Origin of the sequence: Salinirubellus salinus, from assembly GCF_025231485.1 — an archaeon.
In the GTDB taxonomy this organism is placed as follows: Archaea; Halobacteriota; Halobacteria; order Halobacteriales; family Haloarculaceae; genus Salinirubellus; species Salinirubellus salinus.
Genome location: NZ_CP104003.1, coordinates 3155856 through 3172653, shown reverse-complemented (window position 1 = coordinate 3172653; position 16798 = coordinate 3155856). Strand labels below are relative to the sequence as shown.

Annotated in this window: 16 protein-coding genes and 1 pseudogene; 10 read left to right on the top strand and 7 right to left on the bottom strand. The window is 69.5% G+C overall.

Going from position 1 to position 16798, the window contains the following annotated elements; genetic code table 11:
* Positions 1-36 precede the first annotated feature (36 nt).
* Complete coding sequence (locus tag N0B31_RS16645) at positions 37-1392, bottom strand: TIGR00341 family protein (protein WP_260592747.1); 1356 nt, start codon at positions 1390-1392, stop codon at positions 37-39.
* A gap of 730 nt (positions 1393-2122) precedes the next feature.
* Here N0B31_RS16645 and N0B31_RS16640 point away from each other — a divergent pair.
* Both N0B31_RS16640 and N0B31_RS16635 read left to right on the top strand, forming a co-directional pair.
* Positions 2123-2713, top strand: coding sequence for an LURP-one-related/scramblase family protein (locus tag N0B31_RS16640; RefSeq protein WP_260592746.1), 591 nt, complete (start codon positions 2123-2125; stop codon positions 2711-2713).
* Between the two features lie 251 nt (positions 2714-2964).
* Positions 2965-5283, top strand: a complete 2319-nt coding sequence (locus tag N0B31_RS16635; protein WP_260592745.1) for a sulfatase-like hydrolase/transferase — start codon at positions 2965-2967, stop codon at positions 5281-5283.
* A gap of 50 nt (positions 5284-5333) precedes the next feature.
* Here N0B31_RS16635 and N0B31_RS22630 read toward each other — a convergent pair.
* Positions 5334-5576, bottom strand: a pseudogene (locus N0B31_RS22630) (IS200/IS605 family transposon protein TnpB); the annotation flags it as partial.
* Between the two features lie 78 nt (positions 5577-5654).
* Between N0B31_RS22630 and N0B31_RS16630 the strand changes: the two are divergent.
* Positions 5655-5825, top strand: coding sequence for a hypothetical protein (locus tag N0B31_RS16630; protein ID WP_260592744.1), 171 nt, complete (start codon positions 5655-5657; stop codon positions 5823-5825).
* A gap of 51 nt (positions 5826-5876) precedes the next feature.
* Here N0B31_RS16630 and N0B31_RS16625 read toward each other — a convergent pair whose 3' ends face one another.
* The 3 genes from N0B31_RS16625 to aceB form a co-directional block, all read right to left on the bottom strand.
* Entirely contained in the window at positions 5877-7175 is a 1299-nt protein-coding gene (locus tag N0B31_RS16625; RefSeq protein ID WP_260592743.1) for an AI-2E family transporter, read from the bottom strand.
* Positions 7176-7287: 112 nt separating this feature from the next.
* Positions 7288-7473 carry a hypothetical protein gene (locus N0B31_RS16620; protein ID WP_260592742.1) on the bottom strand — a complete coding sequence of 62 codons (186 nt, stop codon included), beginning with the start codon at positions 7471-7473 and terminating at the stop codon, positions 7288-7290.
* 93 nt (positions 7474-7566) lie between these two features.
* Positions 7567-8871, bottom strand: coding sequence for a malate synthase AceB (gene aceB / locus N0B31_RS16615; RefSeq protein ID WP_260644004.1), 1305 nt, complete (start codon positions 8869-8871; stop codon positions 7567-7569).
* A 222-nt stretch (positions 8872-9093) separates the two neighbouring features.
* On the opposite strand from aceB, the gene N0B31_RS16610 reads away from it, so the two are divergent.
* From N0B31_RS16610 to N0B31_RS16590, 5 genes are all read left to right on the top strand, one after another.
* Positions 9094-10896, top strand: coding sequence for a sensor histidine kinase (locus N0B31_RS16610; protein ID WP_260592741.1), 1803 nt, complete (start codon positions 9094-9096; stop codon positions 10894-10896).
* A gap of 77 nt (positions 10897-10973) precedes the next feature.
* Positions 10974-11618 (top strand): hypothetical protein, encoded by a 645-nt coding sequence (locus N0B31_RS16605; RefSeq protein WP_260592740.1) that lies wholly within the window; start codon positions 10974-10976, stop codon positions 11616-11618.
* Positions 11619-11694: 76 nt separating this feature from the next.
* Complete coding sequence (locus N0B31_RS16600; RefSeq protein WP_260592739.1) at positions 11695-12042, top strand: TRAM domain-containing protein; 348 nt, start codon at positions 11695-11697, stop codon at positions 12040-12042.
* Positions 12043-12438, top strand: a complete 396-nt coding sequence (locus N0B31_RS16595) for an NUDIX domain-containing protein (RefSeq protein ID WP_260592738.1) — start codon at positions 12043-12045, stop codon at positions 12436-12438.
* 38 nt (positions 12439-12476) lie between these two features.
* Positions 12477-13022 carry a carboxymuconolactone decarboxylase family protein gene (locus tag N0B31_RS16590; RefSeq protein ID WP_260592737.1) on the top strand — a complete coding sequence of 182 codons (546 nt, stop codon included), beginning with the start codon at positions 12477-12479 and terminating at the stop codon, positions 13020-13022.
* A 17-nt stretch (positions 13023-13039) separates the two neighbouring features.
* On the opposite strand, the gene N0B31_RS16585 is transcribed toward N0B31_RS16590, so the two are convergent.
* A complete protein-coding gene (locus N0B31_RS16585; RefSeq protein ID WP_260592736.1) occupies positions 13040-13585 on the bottom strand; it encodes a GNAT family N-acetyltransferase in 546 nt (181 codons plus the stop codon).
* A gap of 102 nt (positions 13586-13687) precedes the next feature.
* Here N0B31_RS16585 and N0B31_RS16580 point away from each other — a divergent pair, with 102 nt between their 5' ends.
* On the top strand, positions 13688-13993 hold the full coding sequence (locus tag N0B31_RS16580) for a putative quinol monooxygenase (protein ID WP_260592735.1): 306 nt from the start codon (positions 13688-13690) through the stop codon (positions 13991-13993).
* A 132-nt stretch (positions 13994-14125) separates the two neighbouring features.
* Entirely contained in the window at positions 14126-16225 is a 2100-nt protein-coding gene (gene mutL / locus N0B31_RS16575) for a DNA mismatch repair endonuclease MutL (protein ID WP_260592734.1), read from the top strand.
* A 1-nt stretch (position 16226) separates the two neighbouring features.
* Here mutL and N0B31_RS16570 read toward each other — a convergent pair whose 3' ends face one another.
* Positions 16227-16751 carry an ester cyclase gene (locus tag N0B31_RS16570; protein ID WP_260592733.1) on the bottom strand — a complete coding sequence of 175 codons (525 nt, stop codon included), beginning with the start codon at positions 16749-16751 and terminating at the stop codon, positions 16227-16229.
* Between the last annotated feature and the right edge of the window lie 47 nt (positions 16752-16798).

Sequence of the window (16798 nt, the reverse complement as noted above, 5' to 3'; positions counted from 1 at the left end):
CTCGGGACGGTCTCTCGCCGGATACGCTCCAGGCGGTCAGACGGCTACGAGCGTGTTCGGGCGAGGCAGTCGAGCTGTGACACCCTGGTCCTCCGTGGCGGTCTGTCCTTCGATGACGCCGACGCGGGTGACGACCTCCCGGCCGGTCTGCTCGGTCAGGTGGGCGTCCATCCGGTCGGCGAAGTCCTCCGGGATGGTGTCGCCGAACCGGACCCCGATGTAGACGTCGACGCGTGGGCGCTCGCCCAGCAGGATGTCGGCGGGTCGGTAGTCGACCTCGGCACGCTCGAACGAGACCCGCTGGTCCGCGGGGAGCTGGTCGACGAACGACTGTGCCGCGCGGTTCACGTCGGCCTCGTAGGCGGCCGCCTGGAACGAGGTGAGCGTGACGAGGCCGAGGACGACGGAGAGGGCGGCGAGTGCGCCGACGAGGAACGCGGCACGGGAGCGGACCGCCCGCCGGGTCGTCGCGCCGGCACCCTCGCCCCGGCCGGCCTCCTCCGGCCGGTAGCCCGCGAAGTAGAACAGCAACATCGCGGTGAGGTTGATGGCGAGCAGATTGACCACGACCAGCACCGCTCCGGCGAGCGCGACGCCGGGGAGCCCCCACGCGATGCCGAGCCCCGAGGTGGCGGCTGGCGGCACCAGCGCGACGGCGATGGCCACCCCCACGAGTGCGGAGCCGGCGTTGCGCATGATACTGATGGCGCCCGCGATACCGGAGCCGAGCGCGAGGAACAGCGAGAGGAAGTTCGGACTCGTCCGCTCGGCGATCTGGGCGACCTCGCGGATGTCGAGGTTCGGCGGGATGAGCTGTGTCCCCTGGACGACCAGGCCGAACAGGGCGCCCGTGGCGATGGCCGCGATCAAGCCGGCCACCTGCAGGAACACGCCGCGGCGGACGAGCTCCTGTCGGTTCAGGACGGTGCCGACGCTGGCGGAGATGGCCGGCCCCATCAGCGGCGCCACCACCATCGCCCCGATGATGGTCGCCGCGGAGTTCAACAGGAGGCCGGCGGTGGCGATGACGGTGCTCAGCACGAGGAACGCGAAGAACGTCGAGTTGACCGGGGAGGCGTCCCGCGCTCGGGCGAGGAGTTCCTCGCGCGAGATGCGCGTCCCGCCGAACCGTTCCGAGAGCATCGCCAGCCGCGAGGAGACGACCGTCTCGGTCGGCAGGACGATGGTGTAGGCGTCCTCGCGGATTCCCGCCGCGTAGATGCTGTCGAGTATCTCCTCGACCCCCTCCGGCGGGACGGGGAACTGGACCATCGCCTCGAACTCCCCACGGCCTCGCTCCTCGAACAGCGCGTAGTCGATGCCCTGCCCGTCGAGCGCCTCGAGCACATCCTCACTCTTCCCCTCCGGCACCAGCACCTGTACGAGACGCATAGGAAGTGGAAGCGAGGTGAAAAGATAAGCGACGTATGTAGTTCCGGGCCGAACGTCGTTGGAGCCAAAACCGTCCCGAAACGGGGGGATTCGGGGCGTTCGAGCGAGTGCTGCGGTCGTGTTCTCGCGCACCCAGCCCACTTCTGCCACGTGTTCAGCACCGAAGCTCGGCTCCCGATTCGTCGGTCGGGTCGAACCGGCTCCCGTGGTTCCTCGGTGGCGTGGCCGGCTGCGTGCCGCTCGCCATCTTCGTCTGACTCGCCGCCTTGGCCGTCCCGTCCGACGGCACGTTACCACGGGAGTCCGACGACTGTGGTGGAGCGACGATGGCCGACACGACGACCGACCCGCGGAACGCACTCCCGGACGACGGGATGGTCCGTGTCCCCGGTGGGACGTTCACGATCGGCTCCGACCAGCACTCCCCCGGGGAGGCGCCGACCCGGGCCTGCTCGTCCCGGGGGCCGCGGTGTTCACCCCGCCCGTGGAACCGGTCGACCGCCGGGACCCGAGCAACGGCGGACGTACGTCTCCGGCGCGGACTGGCGACACCCGTTCGGCCCCGACAGCGACGTCGCCGACCGGGCGTTCGAACCCGACGGCGAACCGATGGCGAACGCGTGGCAGGGGACGTTCCCGTGGGAGAACACCGAGGTGGACGGCGTCGGTCGTGACAGTCCCCCCACTGGTGGAAACGGCTAATCGGTCCGGAGGACTACGAGAGGGGACGATGCCGAGAGAGCGGCGCATTGGACGACGCGGTCGAGGAGAGACGGGCGAGGAGACACCACAGCGTGGTATTCGGGGGCGTCGAGGCCGGGGCGGCGGTGACACGTGGCACCGCTACCGACTCCAGCAGCGACTGGTCGCCATCGGTGACGACTTCTCCGTCGAGGACGAGCGCGGCGCTCGTGCGTTCGAGATCGACGGGAAAGCACTCCGAGTACGCGAGACACTCCTGGTGAGAGACCTGCGCTCGAACGACACCTACCGGATGAAAGAGCGCCTGCTCCGCGTGAAGGACACGATGACCATCGAGAAGAACGGGCGGCGGGCGGCGACGGTGAAGAAGGCGCTCGTCGCGCCGTTGCGCGACCGCTTCACCGTCCAGGTGGCGGGCGGACCGAACCTCAAGGTCCAGGGGAACGTCCTCGACCACGAGTACCGGTTCGAGCGTGACGGCGACCCCGTCGCGCGAGTCTCGAAGAAGTGGTTCCGAGTCCGGGACACCTACGGGGTCGAGGTGTCGCCGGAGATGGACGAGGGGCTGATTCTCACCGCGGCGGTCGTCATCGACATGCTGGCACACCCGACGCGGTAGCCGGCCGGACCGTCGAAACCACGCTGTTCGTGGCGACCAGTCACAGCCACCGACCGTCCTCGTCACCGCGAGCGGCCCCGAACCGAAGACCGACCGGCCGTTGAACCATCTTCTGACGGTCAGGATGTCATGAAGCAGGGTTTTCTGTTCTATCGACGTGAACTACTGTCTCCACGAGGAGTGCGGTGCGTCGGCGGCGTCCACGTCACGCGACCCGGACGATGGCCGCCGCACTCTCGGGGAGGACACCCATGCCGAGACAAGAGTTCCACGGCCGAATCGGCCGAACGTACGACGAATCCGAACCGTGGTGGCCCGAACAGACCCGCGCTCCCGAGGACGCCCCGAACGTCCTGACGATCGTCCTCGACGACGTGGGGTTCGGGCAGTTAGGCTGTTACGGCGGCCTCGTCGACACCCCCAACATCGACCGACTCGCCGAGAACGGCCTCCGCTACAACAACTTCCACACGACGGCGCTCTGCTCGCCGACCCGGTCGTGCCTGTTGACCGGCCGGAACCACCACTCGAACGCGATGGCCGGCATCACCGAAGTCTCGACCGGCTTCCCCGGCTACAACGGCCACATCCCCCACGAGAACGGGATGATCTCGGAGATGCTCGTCGAGCAGGGCTACAGCACCTACGCACTGGGCAAGTGGCATCTCACGCCCGCCGAGTCCACCAGCGCCGCCGGCCCCTACGACCAGTGGCCGCTCGGCCGCGGCTTCGAGCGCTACTACGGGTTCCTCGGCGGTGACACCGACCAGTACACGCCGAACCTCGTCCACGACAACCACCAGGAGGACCCGCCGTCGACGCCGGAGGAGGGCTATCACCTGACTGAGGACCTCGCCCAGCGGACCATCGAGTTCATCGGCGACGCGAAACAGGTCGACCCGGACAAGCCGTTCTTCACCTACTTCTGTCCCGGCGCGTGTCACGCGCCGCACCAAGTGCCGGAGGAGTGGGTAGAGAAGTACGAAGGCGAGTTCGACATGGGCTGGGACGAGGCCCGCGAGCAGATCCTCGAACGCCAGATCGAGATGGGTGTCGTCCCCGAGGGCACCGACCTCTCACCGCAGAACCCGGACGTCCGGGCGTGGGACACGCTCTCCGAGGACGAACAGCGCCTCTACAGTCGGATGATGGAGGTGTTCGCGGGGTTCCTCGAGCACACCGACGCGCAGATCGGGAAGGTGCTCGACTACCTCGAGGAGCTGGGTGAACTCGACGACACCCTCGTCGTGCTGGTCTCGGACAACGGCGCGAGTGCCGAGGGCGGCCCGACCGGCTCGGTCGACGAGAACCGCTTCTTCAACAACGTCCCCGAGGACCTCGAGGAGAACCTCGCGGCGATGGACGAGTTGGGTGGGCCGAAGTACTTCAACCACTACCCGTGGGGCTGGACGTGGGCCGGCAACACGCCGTTCCAGCGCTGGAAGCGCGAGACCTACCGCGGTGGCGCGAGCGACCCGCTCGTCGTCTCGTGGCCGAACGGCATCGAGGCGCGCGGCGAGGTGCGCGAGCAGTTCGTCCACGCCATCGACGTCACCCCGACGATACTGGAGGCGACCGGCATCGACGCACCCGACGAGGTGGGCGGCTACAGCCAATCGCCCATCGAGGGGACGAGCTTCGCCTACTCCTTCGACGAACCGGACGCCCCCGAACAGCACGTCACGCAGTACTTCGAGATGATCGGCACCCGAGCGATCTACCACGACGGCTGGCGCGCAGTTCGCCCGTGGCCGTTCGGCAAGGAGATGACCGCCGAGGACCTCTCTGCGACCTCGCTCGAGGACTCCGGCTGGGAGCTGTACAACCTCCGTGAAGACTTCTCGGAGGCCCACGACGTGGCGAGCGAACACCCGGAGAAGGTGCTCGAACTCGCCCAGCTCTGGTGGACCGAAGCCGGCAAGCACGACGTGCTGCCGCTCGACGGCCGCGGCGTCCAGCGCTTCGCCGAGGAGCGTCCCCAGCCCGGCAAGCCGCGCGACCAGTACGTCTACTACCCCGGCGGCCAGCACGTGCCCGAGAATGCCGCGGTCAAGGTGCTCAACCGTGACCATACCATCACCGCCGACGTGACCGTTCCGGAGGGCGGCGCCGAGGGAGTCCTGCTCGCCCACGGCTCACGACAGGGTGGCTACTCGCTGTACGTGATGGACAACCACCTCCGGTACGTCCACAACTACGTGGGCGTCGAGGAGTACGAGGTCGTCGCCGACGCCCCGCTCCCCGAGGGCGAGCTCTCCGTCCGGATGGAGTTCGAGACCACCGGCGAGGTGAACCTGCAGGCGGGGGAAGGTGCTCCCGGTACCGTCCGGCTCTACTACGACGGCGAGCAGGTCGGCGAGGGCGAGATCCCGATGACCGTCCCGATAACGACCGGCCTCACCGCTGGACTGAGCTGTGGTCGCGACGCCATCAACGCGGTCAGCGACCAGTACCGTGAGCAGACTCCCTTCGCGTTCACCGGCGACATCGCCCGCGTGGCCGTCGACGTCAGCGGCGAGCAGTTCGTCCACGAGGAAGCCGAGATGGACCGCATCATGGCAAGAGAGTGATATCCTCCTCGCTGTGAACGCCGGGGATTCCTCGCGCTGGGGGGTATCGCTTACCGACCCGCGGAGGCAACTTGCGGGTTCGTATGCTCCTCGTTGGGAACTGAGCGTAGTGACTCCGAGCATGAATGGTCGTCCCGCTTGAGGCATACAGGCCGTGCCATCGACCGTGGTACCGTCGTCTGCCGTTGACGAGACACTACGTGTCTCGTTCGCCGATCAGAACTCTCCGAGTTCTGATGACATCTCGAGAACGATTCACTTGCCACGAGGTCAGCGTGCCCCTCGAATCCACACATCCGAACCGCCCGGTGGTCGCCTTCATCGTCCGATTCGAGCCACACGGATTTATCCGGGGCCACCGGAGTGTGGGTGTGCGACCGCGCGATACCCCGCCGGAAGTGACGGCGAAGACTCGCCTCGACTGTGACCGGACGAGCGGCTACAACGTCCGTCCCGGCGCGCGATACTACGAGTACTGCCCGTTCTGCGGCCACCGGACCGACGGCGAGGAACACGCCGTCGTCGTCGAGTTCGCCGACTGAGGCGAGCGGATACCGGGACGGGGAGGCCACGCCACGTGCACCTCGGCCCGGTCAGTCGTCGTCGGCGCCGGTGACGGCGTCGTCGCCGGGGCCCTCCGGTGACTCGCCGGACTCGGGCTCCGGTCCCGGTTCGGATTCGGGCTCCACGTCGGGTGGCCCCGCCCCTTCCTCGGCGAGCCGCGCTTCCACCCGTTCGGGGTCGAGCAGCCACGGGAACACGATGCGGCCGAACTCGAAGATGACGACGAACAGCAGCGGGGCGAGGAAGATACCGTACCAGCCGAACAGGAGCGGCCCGAGCGTGTACGCGAGCATCACCGCGCCGACGTGGAGGGTGCGGCCACTGACGTACGGCCGGAGTAACTGGTCGGGGATGTAGTCGACGACGACGAACGAGACGGCGAGGAACACGACCGGGAACCAGACCGTCGTGGGGTCGAGGAGCAGCGCCCGGGCGAGGAGGTAGCCGGCGACCGGCCAGGTGACGAGTTTGATGCCGATGACGGGGACGAGGCTGGCGACGCCGACGAGGATGCCGAGGAACGCCGCCTCGGGGATGCGGGTGACCGTCGGGGCGACGAGGTTCAACAGGAGGTAGACGACCGAGGCGAGCACCCCGGTCAGGATGGCGTTCAGGATGTTGCCGAAGTAGACGTTGTGGAGGTCGCGGTCGACGGTCGTGACGTACCGGTCGACGACGCCCCCCTCCTCGAGGACCGTCGTGCGCGCCCAGCGGGCGATGCGGTAGTCGTCTCGGAGCAGGTAGAAGACGACGATGAGGACGATGAACGCGTGGATGCCGGCGTTGAACGCCGTCCCGGCCCAAGCGACGAGGGACCCCCAGACATCCCCGACGAGCGCCGGGATGCCGATGTCAGAGAGTGTGGACGGGTCCTCCAGCACCCCGGCGACGAATCCGGGGAGTTCGGTGAGATACGCTTGAACGTCGAGGTACGGTTCGAAGACCCCCCCGAGGTCGTCGAAACTGTCGGAGTCGAGGAACCGGGTCAGCGCGGACGCGAGGATGGCGAACGCCCAGCCGACGATGATCAGGAGCGGCAGCGCCACCGCGATCAGCGTCACGCCCACGGCGGTCGTCCGCCCCTCGATGCGCCCGTGGACGCGCCGGAACACCGGCCGGGTCACGTAGTAGACGAACAGGGCGATCGCCAGCGTGCCGACGTACCGCCACCCGACGTAGACGAGGGCGGCGACGAGCGCGAACGTGACGGTCCAGAGCGCCGCCCGTTTCCGGTCGACGAGCAGCCACGTCAGGGCCGCTCGCAGGCCGCCGTCTGAGACGTCCGCTGTCGGTGCCGAGCCTGGGGTAGCGGTCGGGTCGTCGCTCATGGATGCTACACGGCCGGGCCGAGGGCGCGGCTGTGCATCTGAGCTACAGGCGCGGCGGGAGCAAGACTGTTGACATGTTCCTTAGTTCGGGACGATGCCGTCCCGAGACGGGTCACATCCGCGTCGCTTCCTTCGCCTCCTCGGCGTGGGCGAGCGCCAGTTGCAGTTGCCGCTCGTGGAGCGCCTCCAGTTCCTCGAGGTCGGCGTCGGGCACCTGCGTGACGACTTCGACGCCCGGCAGACTGGTCTTCAGTCGGTTGCCACCGCTGCTCATCGCCTCGGACAGGTCGAGGTCCATACCCACCCCTCGTCGTTCCGGAACTTAGCCGTTCACCCGACGGTGCCGTCGCTCGCCGGCCGGCGCGCGAGAGAAGTGGGGTGTGTCGACCGCTCAGTTCCCGACCTGGATGGCCCGCTCGACGACGTCCTCGCTGTAGAGTTCCGCGAGGTCGTCGTGCTGGTCCGGGCGGTTGTGGTAGACGTCCTGGAACAGCGTGATGGGCGTCTGCATCGCCTGATACGTGGCCTCGTCCCACATGCGGTCCGAGGAGACGTCGACCTCCACGTCGTCGATGCGGACGGTGGCGGCCTGCGTGATGGCGATGGCGCCGCGGCCGGCCTCCTTGGCCGCCTCGAACTCCTCCATCGAGTCGACGATGTCGTCCATGCTCGGGACGTAGTCGAGGACGTCCAGCAGCGCGCCCGCGAGCTCCTCCTCGCTCTCGAGGAACTGCTCGTCCGCGCCCACTTCGAGCTCGTAGCCGCCGTCGACTTCCTCGAGTTCGACGCGGTCACCGCTGTAGACCTGCACGCCGTCCGCCTCAGTCAGCTCGACCGTGCGGCCGTCGGCGTCGATGGTCCAGTAGCCGTCGGCGGGCGGGAGCGGGGCCTTGTTGGCCTCGACGACCTGCCCGGGGGTGAGCGACCAGATACCGAGCATCCCCATCGCGTTGTTCGCGGTGATGCGGTCGTGGTAGCCCTCGACGTCGCGGATGTTGTCGAACGGCCCGTCGACGGCGATGAGACCGGCCGCCGAGGCGGCGCGCGAGGTGTTGTGACGGAGCTCCTTCCACTCCGGCAGCGCGCCCGTCGGCGTGATGGCACGCATGTCCTTCGTGTAGTCGACCTCGCCGTCGACCAGCAGGAACAGGCGCTGGAGGTTGTTCGACGCCTTGCCCATCTCCTCGCGGAGGTCGCCCATCGCGAGTTCGGCGGTGCCGGACTCGATGATGACGGACATCGCGAGCGAGCCCTCCTCGAGGCCGTGCTCGTTCTCGACGATGGTGATGAACTCGTCGGCCTTCTTCCAGTCGTCGAGGTCACCGACCTCGGGGATGACGAACCCGTCGATGTTCTCGACGGCGCCGTTCTCCGGGTCCGCGATCTCGAGCATGTGCTGGAAGCCCTTGTAGCGCGTCTCCGGGGAGTCACGGTGCCAGACGACGCGGGGGTGGATCTCGCCGGGGAACTCGGCGCCGCCCTCGGCGACGACCTCGGCGATGTTGCGTGCACCCTCGTCGCGCATGTTCGGCGCGGTGGCGTCCTCGTTGTCCGGGACCCACACGTCGGGGGCCTGCATCCCGCGGAGGCCGATGGCGCCCCGTAGCTTCTTCGCGGAGTCGTCGTCGCCCTGTTCGGCCGTGGGCGTCGTGAAGAACGTCCGGACGAACTTCCGGTCGTGGAGTCGCTTGTCGATCTGAGTCATCTCTGTCGGCTAGGCCGTCTCGTGTAGGAACCGTGTAGGTTTCGATAGTGGTCAGTATTCCCGCCGTGGCACCGCCTCACGCGAGAGAAGACGGGACACGTGCGGCACGTGCGGCTGTTCGGCTCGGGGACTCGTGCTGGCCGACCGGCGAACCCGGTCACGACGTGACCCTGTGTACAAAGGCTTACTTAATTTCAGGCCGAGCGCTAGCTCGTGAACATCACGTCGGCGCAGTTCGCCTACATCGTCGCGTTCGGACTGGCCGCCGTGGTGAGCTTCGCCACCGTCGGGTGGGTCCACGACCGCTACGACGCCCGCGGGACCCGTCCGTTCGTCTACACCTTCGCCGTCGTGGGCACGTCCGCGCTCGTCGCCGCCACCCACGTCGCCGCCGCGGCCTCGCGACCGGTGACCGAGGTGGCGACGGCGCTGGAACTCGCGCTCCCGGCGGCGGCCGCCGTCGGGTGGCTGTGGTTCGCCGCGCGGTACACCGACCACTGGCTGTGCGACCACCGGCCCGCCAAGGCGGTCGTCGCCGGCTTCCTCCTCGTCGCGGTGGTGGTCCCGCTGACGAACCCGCTCCACGGGCTGGTCTACCCCGCCTTCGAGCTGGCCGCGACCCCGTTCGTCCACTACGAGCCGGTGAAGGGACCGCTGCACTACGCCATCACGGTGGCCTCCTACGTCCCGTTCGTCGTCGGGACCGGCCTGCTCGTCAGGCTGCTCTACGACACCCGCTACCTCTCGCGGGCCATCCTCTCGTTGCTGTTCGGGGCGGCGGCGCTCGCCGGAGCCAACGCCCTCCCGTACCTCGTCACCGTCCCCATCGACCACAACCCGCTGTACATGCCGCTCGGGGCGACGCTGGCCGGCATCGGGGCCGCCGCGGCGCTCAACTACGACCTGTTCACCGTGACGCCCGTCGCCCGCCGGACCGTCGTCACCGCCATCAGGGACCCCATCCTGACCGTCGACAAGACGGGCCGCGTGGTGGACGTGAACCCGGCGTTCGTCGAGACGTTCACCGACGCCGAGGCGGGCGAGGCGGTGGTCTACGAGCCGGTCGAGACGGTCGCGCCCGTCGTCGCCGGGGCCGTCACCGAGGCGGTCGAGAGAGAGCGAGCGGAGGAGGGGGTGCTGGAGGTCACCGACGAACGCGACGACCGACGCTACACGCTGTCGGTCTCGCCGGTCGAGTCCGGCGCCCACCTGCTCGGCCACACGCTCGTGTTCCGGGACGTGACCGAGGCGGTCCGGTCGCGACGCGAACTCGAGCGGCAGAACGAGCAACTCGACGAGTTCGCCCGGACCGCGGCGCACAACCTCCGGAACCCGCTGGGCGCGGTGTCGGGGTTCACCGACGTCCTCGGGTCGCACCTCGAGGCGGTCGAGGAGGGGCGTGCCGAGTACGACCACACGCTCGTGTCCGAGAGTCTCGCGCAGGTGACCCGGCACGCCGAACGGATGGACGGTATCGTCGGCGACTTCCTGCGGGTGATGCGCGACAGCAAGACCGTCACCTCGTTCGAGCCCGTGGACGTGGTGGCGGCCGTCGAGTCGGCCCGCTCGCTGCTGGAGGACGACCCCCTCCGGGTGACGGTCGACCGGCCGGGCGTCGTCTACGGCGACCGGCTCCGGGTCGCCATCCTGCTCCGGTCGGTGTTCCAGTCGTCGCTCGACCGGGTCGACGAGGGTGAGCCGGTCGAGGTCCGGGTCCGCGTGACCGACGACGGGCTGGAACTGACCGACGACGCCGGGTCGATACCGCCGGGCGACTGCGAGATGCTGCTCGAACACGGCCAGACCAGCCACTACGAGGTGACGGGACTCGGACTCGTCGTGGCCCGCACGCTGGCGCAGGTCCACCACTGGGAGGTCGAGGCCGAACCCCACGCCGACGGGGTCAGGGTCCGGGTGACCGGGGCCGAGACCGCGGTCGAACCGGGGGCCGACGACCCCGACGCCCTCGACCACCCCGGCCCGCCCCATCCGGACGACCCCGGCGGCCGGCGCTGAACTGGACACCGGGTGCCCGTTCACGAGTCGGACCCGCCCCGGAGAGCCTTGCGTCCGTGGGTCGTCGGCACACGCGCATGTCCCGAACGGACAGTCAACTGGTGTCGCTGAGTACCGAGACGACCAGCCCGACGTACATCACGGACCCCGACGCGTTCCGGCCGTACGTCGAAGCAGCCGACAAGCACCTGTTCGTCCACCGCGAGCGGGCCGACGGCGTCCCCGGCGTCGTCGAGGTGACGGACGTGGCGGACCTCGAACGAACCGACTGGACGGTGAACGGCTTCGCCATCACCGGCCGATTCGACCGCGAGGCGTTCGACGACGAACTCTCGGTCGCCGTCGACGAGGTGCTGGCCCGGACCCCGCTCCGCGCGGCCGACTTCCCGGTGTCGTTCTTCAAGGTCATCGCGGTCGACCCGTCGATGCGCTCGCGCGGTATCGGAACCGAACTGGGCGCGAAGGCCGTCGCCCCGCTGTTCGCCGACCCGCCGGCGCTCGTCGTCGCGTGGGTCCGCGAGAACCCCGCCAACCGGCGGCTGGTCGACCAGTACGCGAACAGTCGCGTCGCCACGTTCGAGGGCTACTTCGGCGAGGAGTGGGACTGCCCAGAGTGCGGTTTCGACGCCGAGTGTACCTGCGACGTGGAGCTGTACGCCTACTTCGGCGACGAGCGCGACCAGGCGGTGTACGCGGCCAACGCGGGGGCCACGGTCGAGTAGGCCCGCCGCCGCTCGGTTCGCGGCCCGCGATGCATGGCTCGAAGGGTTGACGCTCCCCCGCGCCGACGGGTCGCGTATGCTGGAACTCTACCTCGCCGCCGGCGCGGGCGTGCTCGCCGTGGCGGGTGGCGCCGTGGCGCTGCGGCGCCGGACGAGCGACGCGAGCGAGTCGCAGCGCGCACACGAGGCCGCACGGGAACGCGAGCCGCCGGTCGAACTCGGCGAGACGTACGAGTTCGGCGTCACGGAGTTCACCGACCACCACTCCGGAGCGCGCGTCGCCGTCGGGAAGGTGGAGGGGTTCGTCCTGTTCGCCGAGGACGTCCCGGACGGCGTCGAGGTGGGAGACGTGATACGGGCGAAGGTGCTCTCGTTCAACCGCGGACGTACCTCCGCCGACGCTACGACGGTCGGGAGGGCGTAGATGCCCCGAACGTTCGTCGTCACGCAGAAGGCGCTGCTCTTCGACGGCCCGGAATTGCTCCTCGTCCACGACTCGAAGGCAGAGCGGTGGGAGTTCCCCGGCGGGAAGGTAGACGCCGGTGAGCGTGCCGTCGAGGCGCTGAGCCGCGAGATCCGCGAGGAGACCGGCCTCTCACCGACCGTCGAGGCACCCGTGTTCACCGCGGCCAAGCGCCGCTCGAAGAAGCGCGGGAAGTTCTTCGTCTACTACCGGGGGCGCGTGGAGGCCCGTGGCGTCGAGTTGAGCGACGAGCACGACGACCACGCGTGGGTCACGCCCGAGGGAGCACGGAAGCGACTGGAGCGGCGGCGCCAGCGCCGCGCCCTCCGTCGGGCGGTAGACGACCCGGCACCCTGAGGAGAGAGGGTTTTCTCACCGGCACGCCAGCAGGTGGCATGGCCCGCGTCCCGTACCTCGAGTCCGAGGACCTGCCAGACGAGTACGCCTCGCTGCTGGAGGACAACAGCCTCGGCCCGCTGCACATCTTCCGCGCGTTCGCGAACGACCCACCAGTCCTCCAGTCGTACATGCGCTGGGGGTCGACGCTGTGGCGCGAGGCCGGCCTCGACCGCCGCGCGGTCGAACTCGTCGTCCTCACCGTCGCGAGCGAACTCGACGCCGTCTACGAGTGGCACCAGCACGTCCCGCTCGGCCTCGAGTTCGGGCTGACCGAGACGGAGATACTGACGGTACGCGCGGGCGAGTTCGACGCGTTCGACGCTGACGACGAGGCGCTGGCGTGCTACGCCCGGGCCGTCGTGACCGGCGAGGTCGACGACGCGACGTACGCGGCGTTCGCCGAGCGCGAGTGGGTCGACGACCGGACGGTCGTCGGCGTGACGCTGCTGGCCGGCCAGTACCTCATGACCGCGCGGGCGCTGGAGGCGCTGGCGGTCGAACCGGAGGGCGAGTTCGTCGGCTGGGACCTCGAGGGACTGTAGGCTCCGGGATCGGCGGCTCAGGCGGCCGCGACGATGTCCAGCCACATCTCGAGTTCCGGCCCCTGTCGGTCGCGGAGGGTGAACCCCACCTCGCGGTAGAGTTGCACGGCGTCGCGGTTCGACCCCTCGACGAGCAGCCAGACCCGGTCGACGCCCCGGTCGCGACCCAGCGCGAGGACGGCGTGGGTGAGCTGGGTCCCTATACCGGCCGCGTGGTAGTCCTGGTGGACGAAGATGGCGAACTCGTGGTCCCCCTCGCCGTCGGGGACGAGGACGGCCTGACCCACCGCCCGGTCGCCGTGCCACGCGACGACGCAGTGGCCCCGGAGGATGGTGTCCTGCCACGCGCGGATGCGGTCCTCGTCGGTGGGAGGCAGGCCGAACGAGCGGTGGCGGGGGGCGAACGTCAGGTAACACCCGACCAGCGCGCCGTACTCGTCGTCGACGGGGCCGTCGCCGTACTCGCGGATGTCGATGGTGCGCCCGGTCCGGTCCTCGAAGCGGAGCGGCGGCGGTCGGGCCCGCGCGTCGAACGCCAGCGGCGGGTAGTGCCCCCCGTACATGTGGGCGGGCGTTCAGGGGGGAGTGTAGTAAACCCCCCCGACGACACCCGTCCGCGCACCCCCCGACGTACCTTTTTGACCCCCGCCGGCGACGGACGGACGATGACGATAGTCCAGTACGCCATCATCCCGATCGACCCGGACGAACGCGACGCGGCGATGGAGGCGCTCACCGAACTCGGCGAGGCCTCCCGCGAGGAGGACGGCGTCGTCGACTACCGCGTGACGACGGACGTGGACGACGAGCACACCGTCCGCATCTTCGAGGAGTACGAGGACGAGGACGCCGTGAACGCCCACATGACGAGCGAGCACTTCGAGGCGTTCCAGGGGAAGGTCGGAGGCTTCGCGGGCGGGCCGGTCGAACTCTACAAGTACGACGTGGCGGAGAAGTCGCAGTTGATGTAGGCCGCGAGCGGGACTGGGCGAAGCGACCGACACGCGGGTGTCGAGGAACCGTGCCGTGGCGAACGGCGGGGCCGAATCGCCGCCAGTCGCGGCCGGGGCATTGATGACGGACAGACCCATCTCTCCCGACGAATGGGCGAGTCCGAGTCCGACGAGCGCGAGGGGGAGGGAGAGATACGCCGACTGGACGACGCCACCGTCCGCCAGATAGCCGCCGGCGAGGTCGTGGAGCGGCCCGCCTCGGCGGTGAAGGAACTCGTCGAGAACGCCATCGACGCCGACGCTTCGCGGGTCACCGTCACCGTCGACGACGGCGGGAAGGGAGCCATCACCGTCCGCGACGACGGGCGCGGGATGACCGAACGCGAGGTCCGCGAGGCGGTGAAGGAACACACCACCTCGAAGCTCCGTGACATCGACGACCTCGAGTCCGGCATCGGGACGCTCGGCTTCCGGGGCGAGGCGCTCTACGCCATCGGCGGCGTCTCGCGGCTGACGGTACGCACCCGAAAGCAGGGGACGGCGACGGGGACCGAACTCACGGTCGAGGGCGGCGAGGTGACGGACGTCTCGCCCGTGGGGTGTCCCGAGGGGACCACGGTGGAGGTCCGGGACCTGTTCTACAACGTCCCGGCGCGCCGGAAGTACCTCAAGCAGGACTCGACGGAGTTCGCCCACGTCAACCGCGTCGTGACGGGGTACGCGCTGGCCAACCCGGACGTGGCGGTGACGCTGGAACACGGGGACCGCGAGACGTTCGCCACGACGGGGCAGGGCGACCTGCAGGCCGCGGTGCTCTCGGTGTACGGCCGGGAGGTGGCCGCGAACATGGTCCCCGTCGAGGGGAGCGGCGAGGGGCCGCTCGGGGGCGTGTCGGGCCTCGTCTCGCACCCCGAGACGACCCGTGCCTCGCGGGACTACCTCACCGTGTTCGTCAACGGGCGGTACGTGACCGCGAGCGCCGTCCGGGAGGCCGTCGTGGCGGCCTACGACACGCAACTCGCGCCGGACCGCTACCCGTTCGCGGTGGTGTCGCTCGACCTCGACCCCGGGTCGGTCGACGTGAACGTCCACCCCCGGAAGATGGAGGTCCGGTTCAGCGACGAGGACGCGGTACGTCGGCAGGTCCGGACGGCGGTCCGTGACGCCCTCCTCGATGCGGGTCTCGTTCGCTCGTCGGCTCCGCGTGGGCGCTCGCAGGCCGAGCAGACCGAGATATCGCCCGAGCGGGCGGTCAGGGAGTCGGACTCGCTGGCCGGGACGGGCGCGGAGCCGCGGCGGGCGGCGGGTCGGTGGCGTGACGAGTCCGTGGACGAGGACGGCGTGGACCTCGACCCCGCGCCGGGCGACGACGTGGACCGCCCCGCCCCGCCCGCAGAGCGCGAGGCGAGCGTCGAGTTCGGCCCGGAGACGCGGTGGCGAGCCGACGACGACGGCGACGACACGGGTGCGGACTCGGAACCAGAGCCGGCCCCCGCGTCGGAGCCGGCGCAGACGGCCGACCGGGACGGGACGACGACCACCGTGGCCGACGACCCGCACCGCCGGTTCAGCGAGCGTCCCGCACAGGCCACGCTCGGGGACGGTGCCGACACTTCGGAGACCGTCGAGACCCCCGCGTTCGACCGCCTGCCCGCGATGCGGGTACTCGGGCAGTACGACGACACCTACCTCGTCGCGGAGACCGACGACGGCCTCCTGCTGATCGACCAGCACGCGGCGGACGAGCGGGTGAACTACGAGGCGCTGCGCGAGCGCTTCGCCGGCGACGTGGCGACCCAGACGCTCGTCTCGCCGGTCGAGGTCGAGGTGACCGCGCGGGAGGCCGACCTGTTCCGTGACGGGCGCGAGGCGCTCTCACGGCTGGGGTTCCGCGCGGACCTCGTCGACGACCGGACGGTGGCGGTGCGGACGGTGCCGGCGACGCTGGCCGACGCGGAGGCCCCCGAGCTGGTCCGTGACCTGCTCTCTGACCTCGTGCACGGCGACCCCGCCGAGACCGTCTCGGAGGCGGTCGACCACCTGCTGGGCGACATGGCCTGCTACCCCGCCATCAAGGGCAACGAGTCGCTCGGGGAGGGGACGGTCGTCTCGCTGCTGGAAGAACTCGACGCCTGCGAGAACCCCTACGCGTGCCCGCACGGGCGGCCCGTGCTGCTGGAGTTCTCGCGCGACGAGATCGAGGACCGGTTCGAGCGGGACTACCCCGGCCACCAGGGCCGGCGCGACTAGCTCAGTCCCGGTCCCGTCGGGCGAGCTTCAGGACGTCCTGTTTCGCCAGGTTCGCGGCCGTCTCGAGGAACGCGGTCAGCGTGAACTGTTCGGGGACGACGCCGACCTGCTGGAGCAGGCCGAGCGAGTCCCACGTCGCCCACGCCTCGACGGCCTCGCCGTCCTCGATGCGGTGGACGAAGATACCGGGCGTCTCGCCGGACTTGCCGGTCGCGGGGATACCCATGAACTCCCCGTCGTGGGTGCCGCCCGAGGTGAAGCCGACGGCGATCATGTCGTCCTGACCGATCATGAACTCCGGTTCCATGTGGTAGTCGGAGAACCCCTCGTGGACCTCGGCGATGAACTCGCGGAGGCCCTCGCGGTCGACGTCCTCGCCGCCCTCGCCGGCCGCGAACCAGTGGCCGACGTAGTCCTCGGCCACCATCTCGTCGATGAGGTCCAGGTTCCGGCCGTTCCAGACCTCGTCGATGAACCGCTCTTCGTACTCGATCAGTTCCTCCGTGGCAGGCATCTTTGTCGCCATAGTCTGACACCAGTTTGAGCTCGGTCACAGGTCGAGGTAAATGTAGA